The sequence below is a fragment of the Actinoplanes sp. NBRC 103695 genome, assembly GCF_030269485.1.
GTDB lineage: Bacteria > Actinomycetota > Actinomycetes > Mycobacteriales > Micromonosporaceae > Actinoplanes.
Genome location: NZ_BSTL01000002.1, coordinates 62,588 through 74,243 on the forward strand (window position 1 = coordinate 62,588; position 11,656 = coordinate 74,243).

The 11,656-nt window shown below is 69.0% G+C and carries 12 protein-coding genes; 2 read left to right on the top strand and 10 right to left on the bottom strand.

What is annotated here, in order from left to right:
• The first annotated feature begins 113 nt into the window (after positions 1-113).
• Positions 114-1,175: a LacI family DNA-binding transcriptional regulator gene (locus QSK31_RS02650; protein ID WP_285680574.1), complete on the top strand. Its 1,062-nt coding sequence runs from the start codon at positions 114-116 to the stop codon at positions 1,173-1,175.
• Here the strand turns inward: QSK31_RS02650 and QSK31_RS02655 are convergent.
• From QSK31_RS02655 to QSK31_RS02690, 8 genes are read right to left on the bottom strand one after another with little or no spacing between them, the layout of a single operon-like run.
• Positions 1,088-2,302 (bottom strand): lactate racemase domain-containing protein, encoded by a 1,215-nt coding sequence (locus QSK31_RS02655; protein ID WP_285680575.1) that lies wholly within the window; start codon positions 2,300-2,302, stop codon positions 1,088-1,090. The two genes, QSK31_RS02650 and QSK31_RS02655, sit on opposite strands and share 88 nt — an antisense overlap.
• Positions 2,299-3,156: a sugar phosphate isomerase/epimerase family protein gene (locus QSK31_RS02660; protein WP_285680576.1), complete on the bottom strand. Its 858-nt coding sequence runs from the start codon at positions 3,154-3,156 to the stop codon at positions 2,299-2,301. Before QSK31_RS02660 ends, QSK31_RS02655 begins: the two co-directional genes overlap by 4 nt.
• On the bottom strand, positions 3,153-4,193 hold the full coding sequence (locus QSK31_RS02665) for a Gfo/Idh/MocA family protein (protein WP_285680577.1): 1,041 nt from the start codon (positions 4,191-4,193) through the stop codon (positions 3,153-3,155). The genes QSK31_RS02660 and QSK31_RS02665 overlap by 4 nt, the downstream gene beginning before the upstream one ends.
• A complete protein-coding gene (locus tag QSK31_RS02670; RefSeq protein ID WP_285680578.1) occupies positions 4,186-5,013 on the bottom strand; it encodes a sugar phosphate isomerase/epimerase family protein in 828 nt (275 codons plus the stop codon). The genes QSK31_RS02665 and QSK31_RS02670 overlap by 8 nt, the downstream gene beginning before the upstream one ends.
• Positions 5,014-5,025: 12 nt before the next feature.
• Complete coding sequence (locus tag QSK31_RS02675) at positions 5,026-5,925, bottom strand: Gfo/Idh/MocA family protein (protein WP_285680580.1); 900 nt, start codon at positions 5,923-5,925, stop codon at positions 5,026-5,028.
• Positions 5,926-6,789, bottom strand: coding sequence for a carbohydrate ABC transporter permease (locus QSK31_RS02680; protein ID WP_285680582.1), 864 nt, complete (start codon positions 6,787-6,789; stop codon positions 5,926-5,928).
• Positions 6,786-7,643: a carbohydrate ABC transporter permease gene (locus QSK31_RS02685; protein WP_285680584.1), complete on the bottom strand. Its 858-nt coding sequence runs from the start codon at positions 7,641-7,643 to the stop codon at positions 6,786-6,788. Before QSK31_RS02685 ends, QSK31_RS02680 begins: the two co-directional genes overlap by 4 nt.
• Positions 7,644-7,661: 18 nt before the next feature.
• A complete protein-coding gene (locus tag QSK31_RS02690) occupies positions 7,662-8,990 on the bottom strand; it encodes an ABC transporter substrate-binding protein (protein WP_285680586.1) in 1,329 nt (442 codons plus the stop codon).
• Between the two features lie 168 nt (positions 8,991-9,158).
• Between QSK31_RS02690 and uxaC the strand changes: the two genes are divergently transcribed.
• On the top strand, positions 9,159-10,532 hold the full coding sequence (uxaC, locus tag QSK31_RS02695; protein ID WP_285680587.1) for a glucuronate isomerase: 1,374 nt from the start codon (positions 9,159-9,161) through the stop codon (positions 10,530-10,532).
• Positions 10,533-10,548: 16 nt separating this feature from the next.
• On the opposite strand, the gene QSK31_RS02700 is transcribed toward uxaC, so the two are convergent.
• On the bottom strand, positions 10,549-10,998 hold the full coding sequence (locus tag QSK31_RS02700; protein WP_285680589.1) for an iron chaperone: 450 nt from the start codon (positions 10,996-10,998) through the stop codon (positions 10,549-10,551).
• Positions 10,999-11,072: 74 nt separating this feature from the next.
• Complete coding sequence (locus QSK31_RS02705; RefSeq protein WP_285680590.1) at positions 11,073-11,576, bottom strand: hypothetical protein; 504 nt, start codon at positions 11,574-11,576, stop codon at positions 11,073-11,075.
• Positions 11,577-11,656 lie beyond the last annotated feature (80 nt).

The window sequence follows — 11,656 nt, forward strand, 5'->3', positions numbered from 1 at the left end:
GAAATGATCTAGTCACACGACCAGTGGTGCCTATAGGTAAGCAGAGCAAAGGGGCCGCCGGGCGGGTTTCCGGGGTGTTGCCCGGGCGTTGCGAGGCGTTCATGATGAGCGCCATGCCGGGGCGCCCGACCATCTATGACGTGGCGCTGGAAGCGGGGGTGGCCGCTTCCACGGTTTCCCGTGCCTACTCCAAGCCGGGGCGGGTGCACGCGGACACCGCGCAGCGGATCTTCGCCGCGGCGGAACGGCTCGGCTATCGGGCCGCCCCCGCGCACGCCCGGCCGCCGGCCGAGCGGCAGAAAGCCATCGGGCTGGTCGTCGCGGACGTGACCAACCCGTTCTACGGCGACATCATCAAGGGCGCGTACGAGGCCGCGCGCGAGGCCGGCTACCAGCTGATCCTGACCCACACGAACGAGTCGCCGGAGGTCGAGCGGGAGACCATCGAGCACGAGCTGGCGCAGGTGGACGGGATCGTGATCGCGAGTTCCCGGATGTCCGACTCGTCGCTGCGGATGGTCGCCAAGCAGAAGGCCGTGGTGCTGCTCAACCGGATGATCCCCGAGGCCAGCTGCGTGCTCAACGACAACGACCGGGGGATCCGGCTGGCCGCCGAGCATCTGGCCGCGCTGGGCCACGACCGGATCCTCTATCTGGGCGGGCCGCAGGCGAGCTGGTCGGACGGCGTGCGCTGGCGTGCGCTGCGGGAGGCGGCCGCCGATCTGGGGCTGGAGGCGCGGCGGGTCGGGCCGAACGAGCCGAACGTGCTGGCGGGCCTGAGCGCCGCGCGCCGGGTCGCGCACCTGGAGGCGACGGCGGTGATGGCGTACAACGATCAGCTGGCGATCGGCATCGTGAAGGGCCTGCGCAAGCTCGACGTACGGGTGCCGGAGGAGGTGAGCGTGGTCGGTTTCGACGACATCACGTACGCCGAGCTGATCGAACCGCAGCTCACCACGGTCGCGTCGCCGCTGTACCGGATGGGCTTCACCGGCGTGCAGAACTGCATCGCGGTCGCCCGTGGCGCCGTGCCGAAGGGCCCGCCGCTGGTGCTGCCGATGCGCCTGGTCGTCCGGCAGTCGACGAGTCAGCGCAGCCGGAACAGCATCTCGCCGGCCCGCGGCACCACGAGGCCGTCGAAGCCTGCCACGTCGATCGTGTCGGGATCGCGGTAGCCCAGGTTCACCGACCGGCACACGGATTCGGGGATCGACGTGGCGAGCGTGACGTTCACCCGGAGCGTCTCTACACCCGTGGAGGCGTCGTATGTGCCGGCCCCGCGCAGGTGTGTGGAGTGCGCGAGGACCCCCCAGTGCACGTGCGAGAACCGGTCCCACTGCTTCACGAAGTAGTCCCGGCAGTGGTAGCCGACCTCGTGGATCTGCGGGTGGCTGTCGGCCAGTGAACGGATGTGCGGGGCGTACAGGATGACCTCGCCGCCGTCCGCGACCACCGGCTCCACCTTGTAGAAGCCCTTGGCGCCGGTCCAGATCTCCGAGTACATCGGCGGGACCAGCGACAACACCCGGTCGACCGGCTCGTCCAGATAGGTCACGTGGGTGGCCGCGCTGACAGCGGCGGCGTCCGCCCACGACGAGACGCAGTCACCGAAGGACACCGAGTGCAGCGCGCCGGCAGAGGAGTGGGCGGTGACGACGCTCAACGCGAACTTGAGCGAAGGGATCAGCGCCGCGCCGTCGTCGATCAGCGCCCGTACCGGCGTGGTCCCGGTGGTCCCGATGATCTCGGCCGACGTGATCAGCGCGCCCAGCCAGTGCGAGACGTCGATGATCTCCTGGCCGGCCACGCCGGGGAAGAAGTACTTGTTCCCGCCGGACATGCCGACCACCTCGTGCGGCAGCACCGGCCCGACGACCAGCGCGATGTCGTGCTCGACGACCGCCCGGTTGAGCCGCACCCGCACGTCGCCGCGCATCATCCCGCCGGACAGTTCCTCGATCCGGGACGACGGGATGGTGCCGAGATCCGCGAAGGCCGACGGGTTCCACCACTCGTGGTTGAGGACCACGGTGCCGGGATAGGGCCCGCCCACGTGGTCGTCGAGTGAGGTCATCGCGCCGTGGGTGCCGAGGGCGATGAGCACGGTCAGCCGGGACACGCGCCCGTGCAGCGCCCGGTGCACAGCCCCGACGAGCAGCGGCAGCGGGCAGACCCGGGTCGCGTCCGGCACCAGCACGCAGACGCTACGGCCGTCGAATGCCGGGTCGGCCAGGCTCTCCCCGACGAAGGCGATCACTTCGTCGTCGGTGAGGACGCGGTCGGGTCCACCCGCGCGGGTCACGAGATCCGTCCCGCCAGGAAAGAGACGGCCCACTTGTACGAGATGCGATGCGATTCCGCCTTCGAGGCGACGCTCGGCTCGTCCACCTCGATCATGAAGTCGCCGTCGTAGGAAGCGGGGATCGCGTCCAGGACGGCCTGGAAGTCGACGACGCCGAGGCCCGGTTCGGCCCACAGCCGCTTGGTGGCCGCCAGCTCCGGATAGCTCAGCTCGGGCAGCCCCTGCAAGGGGAACACGTCCTTGATGTGGATCCCGCCCAGCCGGTCGGCGTAGCGCCGGATGAACGCCGCCGGATCGACTCCCGCCCAGGCCAGGTGGCCGGTGTCCGGGCCGGCGCCGATGACGTCCGGGCCCAGGTCGTCGAGCAGTCTGGTGATCTCGTCGCCGGTCTCGAAGACGCCACCCACGTGGGAATGATGCAGCGGCCAGAGGCCTTCCGCCCGGAGAACCCGGCAGACCGTGCCGACGTTGTCGATGGCCCGGTCGAGCCGCCCGGCGTCGAAGTCCGCGCCGACGGCGGGCCGGGCGATCCGGGCCGGCAACGCCATCGACGACACCATCGTGCGGTCCAGTCCGAGGGCGACCTGCTGCCCCGCGAAGTGCCGCGCCCGCTCGACCTCCGCCGCCATGTCCACGGTCTCGTCGAAGGGGGAGTTGAACAGGCTCAGCGCGGGGGCGAGGCCGAAGCCGGCGATCCACTCCCGGTACTCGTCGACCGTCATGCCGTCCGGGACGTCGGCCTTGGTCGCAGTGAAGCCGATGGCCTGGAAGTCCCGGAAAGCCTCCTCGAAGACCTCGCGGGTCTTGCCCGCCTTGGACCAGTACGGGATCGGGTTGGCGGCGATGCGGCTCACGAGAGGGTCACCGGCCTCCCGGTGCGGGCCGACTCGTAGACGCCGGTGACCACGCCGATCGAGCGGCGGTTGGTGGCCAGGTCCACCCGGACCTCCTCGGCGCCGTCCAGGGCGGCGAGGAAGTTCAGGTATTGCGACTTGTGGGCGTCCGACAGCATGCCGGGATCGCTGCCCGCGGTGGGGACCTCGCGTGCTGTGTTCGTACCCATCAAACGCTCCTCAGGGGTTTGCCCCTCGGCCGTGACCTGGAAGAACACCAGCTGATCGTTGTCGATGACGGCTGAGCCGCGGTCGCCGTGGACCTGCAGCCGCGCGCTCAGCCCAGGGTAGGCCGCGGTGGTCGCGTGGAGCATGCCGATCGCGCCGCTCTCGAAGCGCACGACCGCGGCGGCGACGTCCTCCACCTCGATCCGCTCGTGCGCCAGCGTGCCGGTGTACGCGAACACCTCGACCGGCCGGCCCAGCGCCGCGACCAGCAGATCCACCGTGTGCACGCCCTGGTTCATCAGCGCGCCGCCGCCGTCCAGCGCCCACGTGCCGCGCCAGTCGCCGGAGTCGTAGTAGCTCTGCCCGCGCCACCAGTCGATCGACGCGATGCCCGAGGTCAGCCGGCCGAGCTCGCCGCGCGCGATGGCCCCGAGGACCTGCTCGGTGGACGGGTCGAAGCGGTGCTGCGAGATGACCGTGACCAGCTTCCCGGCCTTCTGCTGCGCGGCGATGATCTCGTCCGTCTTCTCGACCGTGATCTCAGCCGGCTTCTCGACGATCACGTCCTTGCCGGCTTCGAGCGCCTCGATCGCCAGCTCACCGTGCTTCCCGGTCGGCGTGCAGACCACCACGACATCGATCTCCTGCGTACGCAGGGCGTCGGTCAGGCCGGCGTACGGTTTCCCGCCGTGTTTCGCCGTCAGCTCCTGCGCCTTAGACAGGTCGACGTCGGCGACCGCCACCAGCTCGATCTGATCGGCCAGCTGCGAGATCACCTTGCCGTGGTGCTTGCCGATCACCCCGGCGCCGGCCACTGCGAACTTACGCATACTCGATCCCCTCAGCGGTGAGCAGGCCGGTGAACGCCCGGCACGCCCGACGGAAGTTGTCCGGCCCGGAGAAGCCGCCGGCGGCGTGCCCCTCGGCCAGGTGCGGCTCGAGCGAGAAGAACCCGTCGAACCCGTCGTGGCGCAACGCCCGCAGGGTGCGTGCCACCTCGCCGTCGCCCTCGCCGGCCGGGACGACGGTGCCGTCGGCGAGCAGCGCGTCCTTGATCTGCACGTACTCCAGGTGCGGTCGCAGGACCGCGTACCCGTCGGTGTAGGGCTTCACGCCGACCTGTACGAAGTTCGCCGGATCCCAGGCCAGGCGCAGGTGCGGCGAGCCGACCGAGCGGACGATGTCCAGGCAGCGCCGCGGGATGTCGCCGTAGATCTCCTTCTCGTTCTCGTGCAGCAGGATCAGGTCGGCCTCCTCGGCGACCCGGGCCAGCGCCCGCATCCGGTCGATCACCTCGGCCCGTTTGTCGTCGGGATCGGTGCCGGGCCGCTGGAAGAAGGAGAAGATCCTGATGTACGGGGCCCCGAGGAAGTGCGCGACCTCGGCGGCGTGGCGCATGCGCTCCAGGTGCGGCGCGAAGTCCTCGTCGATGAAGATCTTGCCGATCGGCGAGCCGATGCTGGACGTCCCGATCCCGTGCCGGTCGAGCGTCTCCTTCATCGTGCGGAGCTGCTCGTCGTCCAGGTCGAGGATGTTGACGCCCCAGGCGCTGCGTACCTCGATGTATCTCAGGCCCAGCTCCTTCGCCACCTCGCACTGCTCCTCGAGGTCGGTGGAGATCTCGTCGGCGAAGCCGGACAGAGTCCACATGGGACTTACCTCCTATTGGCGGTAGAGCTGGTCGATGAGCCGGAGGCTGCGGGCGCCCTCGGCCGGCCCGATCCAGAACGGCTCCGGATCGTGCAGGGTGCGGTAGAAGTCGGCGATCAGCAGCTCGTGCGAGGCGCCCCAGTAGCTCTTGCCGCCGGTGACGCGGCGCTCCTCGACGTGCTCGACCCGGCCGTCGCGGTGGGTGATGGTCAGGCCGTCCCGGATGAGCAGGGTCGCCTCGGCGGTGACGATCTCGATGGTGACGGGGGAGTCGACGGCGTTGGTGGTGGTCGCGTAGAGCACCGACGTGCCGCCGCCCGCGTGGGTCAGCCGCGCGTGGGCCGTGTCCTCGACGTCGATGCCCGTCACGTCGCCGTAATGTCCGACATGACCGCGGATTGACGTGACGTCGCCGAGCAGCCACTCCAGCAGGTCCAGGGTGTGGATCGCCTGGTTGATCAGCACGCCGCCACCAGAACGAACGTTCTTTCCTCGCCAGGGCGCCGCGGCGTAGTAAGTGGCGTCCCGGTGCCACATCACGGTCGCGCTTGCGCTGCTCCCGGGCGTGATCAACTTCTTCGCCGCCTCGACGGAGGCGTTGTAACGATTTTGCAGGCAGACGCCGACCCTGCGGCCCTCGGCCGCGGCGATCACCCGTTCGGCGGCCTCGACCGTGTGCGCCACCGGCTTCTCCAGGAGCACGGCCACCCCGCGCTCGAGGCAGTCGACGGTGATGTCGGCGTGCGTGTCGTGCGGAGTGCAGACGTGCGCGACGTCCGGGCGTACGTCAGCCAGAAGCTCTTTGTAGTTGTGGGTTGCCGTGCCCACCAGCTCGACTCCGGGCAACCCGGCGATCGCGGCCAGATGCACCCGGGAGATCTCGCCCAGGCCGATCACCACCGTCCGCGTCATCTACTTGACCCCGCCCGCGGTCAAGCCGCCCACCAGGTAACGCTGGAACACCAGGTAGAGGATGACCACCGGCGCCGCGCAGATCAGCGCCGCCGCCATCATCTGCGAGTACACCGGCAGTGCGCCGCCCTCCTGCGCCGACCCGAAGAACGACAGCGCGACCGCGGCCGTGTGCGTCTCGGGGCGGGTGAGCACCGAGGCGAAGAGCACGTCGTTCCAGCCGAGCAGGAAGGCGAAGATGCCGGAGACCACGATCGCCGGCAGGCTCAGCGGGATGATGATCCGCCACAGGATCGTGATCGTGGAAGCGCCCTCGGTGCGTGCCGCCTCCTCCAGCTCGCGCGGCAGGCCACGCAGGTAGGTGACCATCACCCAGGTGGAGAACGGCAGGGCGAAGGTGAGGTACGCGACGAACAGGCCCCAGCGCGTGCCGATCACCGTCAGGCCGAGGTAGTTGCCGGCCGAGCTGAACAGCACGAACACCGGCAGCAGCATCAGCGTGCCCGGGATGCTCTGCAGCCCGACCAGGCCGCGCAGGATCGTGAGGCGGCCGAAGAACGTGTAGCGGACCAGGACGTACGCGGTGGTCGTACCCAGCAGAGCGGAAGCGACGGCGGTCACCGCGCAGACGATCAAGCTGTTGACGATGCCGGTGGACAGGTCCGCGGTCGTCCAGATCTTGGTGTAGCTCTCCGCGGTGAACGAGCTCGGCCAGAACTCGCCGCTCGCCACCCCGACGTCGGAGTTCAGCGACGCCAGGACGATGTACGCCAGCGGCACCAGCACCATCGCGCAGAGCAGCACGGTGAAGACGGCCAGCAGCGGGCGGGGGAGGAGGCGCTGCGCCTCTGCCTGGGCGCTCATTTGTCCACATCCAATCGGACGGCCCGCAGGTAGGCGTACAGCGGGATCGCGATCAAGACCAGCGAGAGGACGGCCATCGCCGCGCTCAGGCCGAACCGCAGACCCTGGAAACTGGTCACGTAGACCAGCATCGGCATCACGTTGACGTCGTCCGGGGCGGGCGCGCCGAACAGCACGAACGGCAGCGTGAAGTTGTTGATGTGGTTCAGCGTGGCCAGCAGGCAGGCGAGCAGCACCGGGCCGCGCAGGTACGGCAGGATCACCCGGGTCAGCTTCGGCCACCAGGTGGTCCCGTCCACCGCCGAGGCCTCGTGCACCTCGTTGTCCACCGACTGCAGGCCGGCCAGCGCCATCAGGTAGATGAACGGCCACGCCGCCCAGATCTCCACCAGCACCAGCGTCCAGTACGAGTTCGAGCCGCTCAGCCACAGCGTGCTCCCCAGCCCGAGGGTCTCGTTGACGATGCCGTCCGGCTGGAGCATGGTCCGCCAGACCGAGGCCACCACGAACGACGGCAGCACGTACGGGATGAGGAAGACCGCCCGGACCAGCGCCCGCCCCCGGTACGCGTTCTGCGTGACCAGGGCGGCGGCGATCCCGATCGGCACCGTGACCGCGGTCGACAGCACCGCGAAGGACACGCTGAGCCAGATCGACTTCGGCAGGCCGGACTCGAACGACTCGACGTAGTTGCCGATCCCGATGAACGGGGCCTCGACCCACCGCCGCAGCGTGTACTGGTCCAGATCGATGAACGAGATCCAGATCGCCAGCAGGAGCGGGATCAGGATGATCAGCGTCATCAGGAGCCCGCCGGGGGTGAGGAGCCACAGCGGACGCTGCAGCTCGCTCACCTTCTTCCGGGACGCCATCTACTTGGCCCGGTCCAGGGACGACTGGGCCTTCTTCTGAGCTTCGGCGATGCGGGTGTCGAGCGTTGCGGCACTGACCGGGCCCTTGGCCAGGTCGGGCAGCGTCTGCACCGCGACGTTGGTGAGCGCCAGCTGGATGTCCGCCCAGGCGCCGGTGAACGGTGTCGCCACCGACTTCTGCGCCGCCTCGGTCAGTGGGGCCAGCTTCGGGTCCGACTTCAGGGTCTCCAGCGCGGCGGCGTTGGCCGGCAGGTTGCCGAACTTCTTGTAGTAGTCCAGCTGGACCTCCTGGTCGGTGACCAGCTTGACGTACTCGAACGCCAGGTCCTTGTTCTTGGAGTAGTCGGCGACCAGGAGGTTGTCGCCGGAGAGGATGCTGGCCGCCTCGACACCGTTGCCCGGCCGGCTGGTGGCGCCCGGCGGCACCGTCGGAAGCAGCGTGAACGCCCACTTGCCCTTGACCGCGCCGGAGTCCAGCGAGTTGACCGCGGTCGCCGTGGTCAGCGCGAAGTAGCCGGTCTTGCCCTTGGCGAACGCGGCGACCGCCTGCGGGTTGGTCCAGCCGATCGCGGCCGGGTCGACCACCTTGTCGGTGGTCAGCCAGCCGAAGTACGTCTCGTACGCCTTCTTCACGGTCGGGTCCTGCAGCTTGGCCGTCTTGCCGTCGACCAGCGGGTTGCCGGCCTGGGTCGACATCCCCCAGACAAACTTCCAAGGATCAAAATTGTCCTTGTACGCGATCGCCAGGCCGTACTGGTCGCCCTTGGTGAGCTGCTTGGCCTGTGCCGTCAGCTCATCCCACGTGGTGGCGGGCTTGTCGATCCCGGCCGCCTTGAGCAGCTCGGTGTTGTAGGCCATCACGAACGGCCGGCTCACCCACGGGATGCCGACCTGGTTCTGCTCGTCCGGACCGGAGATGCCGAGCGTGGCCGGCACGAACTTCTCCTTGCCGCCGAGCTTCTTCCACTCCTCGTCGCCCAGCTTCACGAAGGCGCCCGTCGAGTAGGCGGTCGGCGTGAACGTCGTGCCCACCGCGTACACATCGGGGCCGGAACCGGCGACCACCGAGGTCTGGATCTTCGTCAGCTCGTCGTTCGCGGAGGCGAACTGCTCGAACTTCACCTCGGCGCCGGTCTGCGCCTTGAACTTCTCGCTGATCGACTTCTGCCAGGCCGCGAACTCCTCCGGATACTGGGTGTTCGCGCCGATCAGGACGTTCAACGTCTTGCCCGCGCCGCCGCCACCCTCGTCATCGCCGCCGCCGCAGGCCGTCAGCGCGGCGACCAGCACGGTGGCGCCGGTCAGGGCTATCGCTCTTCCGAAACGCATCGCTCGTATCTCCGTTCTGGGGCCGCTTTTCTCGGCGGCAGTGATTCGCATCACTGTTACGAGTTGGTTTCCGAGAAGGCAATTGGTTGCCAAGAGTTGCCGCGCCGTCGATGGCAACAGATGGCAACCGCTTGCTGTGCGTTCTCGGACGGCCGGAGGCTCGGGCTCATGCCCGCACTCGCACCGCACCCCGATCGGCTGCTGCCCGCCGACCCGGCCGTCCGATCGATCGCCCGGCGCCTCTACGAGGCGGTCGCGACGTTGCCGATCGTGTCGCCGCACGGGCACGTCGACCCGCGGATGCTGCGCGACGACACACCGTTCGCCGATCCCGCTTCGCTGTTCATCAAGCCGGACCACTACGTGACGCGGCTGCTGCATGCGGCCGGGGTGCCGCTGTCATCGCTGCTGGGCGACGCCGACCCGCGCTCGGTGTGGCGGCTGTTCTGCGAGCACTGGCACCTGTTCCGGGGCACGCCGGTGCGTTACTGGTTCGAAAGCGAGTTGTCGGAGATCTTCGGGATCGCCTCGCGCCCGTCTGCGGACAATGCGGACATTCTGTACGACCAGATCGAGGCGTTGCTGCGGTCGCCCAGCCATCGGCCGCAGGCGCTGCTGTCCCGCTTCGGCATCGACTTCCTGGCGACCACCGACGACCCGTCCTCCGACCTGGCCGACCACGCCGCGCTGCGCACCCTCCCGACGCGTGTGGCGCCCACGTTCCGGCCCGACCGCTACCTGGAGCTCGGCGCCCCTTCCTGGCCGTCGGTCGTCAAGGAGCTCGGCGGCGACGTCGGGTCCTATGCGGGTTACCTTGCGGCTCTGGAGGAGCGCCGCCGGCATTTCGTCGCGCACGGCGCCGTGTCGGCAGACCACGGCCACGTCGACGCGGGCACCACACCGCTGTCGCCTACCGAGGCCGGCCGCATCTACCGTGCCGCCCTCTCATCGGACATCACGGAAGCGGAAGCTGTCGCCTTCCGGCGGCACATGATGTTCGAGATGGCGCGGATGTCCTGCGACGACGGACTGGTCATGACGCTGCACCCCGGCGTCTACCGCAACCACCACTCGGAGTCGCTCGCCCGCTTCGGCCCCGACACCGGGCACGACATCCCGGTAGCCGTCGAATACACCCAGGCGTTACGGCCGCTGCTCGACCGGTTCGGCACGCACCCCGGGTTTCATCTGGTGCTGTTCACCGTGGACCCGGACGTCTACAGCCGGGAGATCGCCCCGCTGGCCGGCTTCTATCCCGCGGTCTACGCCGGCGCGCCGTGGTGGTTCCTGGACAATCCGACGGAGATCCGGCGCTACCAGCGGGCGGTGACCGAGACCGCCGGCTTCGGCAAGCTGTCCGGTTTCATCGACGACACCCGAGCCTTCTGCTCGATCCCCGCCCGCCACGACATGTCCCGCCGCCTGGACGCCGGCCACCTCGCCGAACTGGTGGCCGCCCACCGCCTCGCCCCCGACGAGGCCGAGGAGCTGATCATCGACCTGGTGTCCCACCAGCCCCGCCGCGTCTTCAAGATCAGCTGAGGTCAGCCCCCGCTCATCAGCCCGCCGCCTTCCGCACCAGTTCGCCGATCCGCGCCTCAACCTCCGGCGTCAGCTTCGTCACGGCGAAAGCGGTCGGCCACATCTCCCCGTCGTCGAGATCGGCCAGATCGTTGAAGCCGAGCGTCGCGTACCGGGTGTCGAACTTCTTGGCCGGCTGCAGGAAGCACAGAACCTTCCCATCCTTGGCATACGCGGGCATGCCGTAGTAGGTCTTCGGCGTCAGCCCCGGCGCATGCTCCTTGACGATCCGGTGGACCCCTTCGGCGAGCGCCCGGTCCGCGTCGGGCAGCTCGGCGATCTTCGCCAGCAGCTCCGCCTCCGGGTCACCCTTCTTATCTCGGGGACGCTTCGCAGCCTTCAGCTCCTGAGCGCGTTCCTTCATCGCGCTGCGTTCCTCCGCGCTGAAGCCGTCGTAGCTCTCGTCACTCTTCTGCTTGCCCGTCATGGTCATCTCCCAGCTCGTCTCCGCCTCATGCTAGGGAGTCCCTGGCCTGCAGACTTCTCGAATCGTGACCGGTGTCAGCGGCCCTGCGACGGCACCAGCCCCGGAACATACTTGCGGCGCAGCCGACGCCAGACGCTCCTGGCGTTCCATCGGCCGAGCACTTGAAAGACCTCACCGGTCTCCACGTGCGTGAGCCACGTGCGCCCGGTCGTGTCGAGAAAGCGCACCGCGTAGGTGGGCAGCAACTCGTCCAGCGGCACCAGCGGCACCTCCACCGTGATCTCCCGCCGCGGTCGCACCCGCGTGAACACCGCGGACCGGTGGACGATCACCGACCGTGCCACCGACCGATGTGGATCCTGCACCAGCACCCGCACGTACCGGATGGCTTTCTCCGACCGATTGACCACCACGATCTCGGCCGCGTCCTCGCCGGTCCGCAACTCGCACTCGACCTGCGCGGCCTTCTCCCGCACCCGCTGCTGCCGATCCTGGACCAGCACGGCCGCCGCCGCCCCGAACGCCGCAGTGGTCCCCACCGCCGCGATCCAATCCGGAACGTTCCCCCAGTCCACCATTCACACCCTCCTCATCCGACGGTAGGCGCGAAGTCAATCGCCCGCCGCCATCACGCCCGCCGCCATCACGGCCGTCGCCA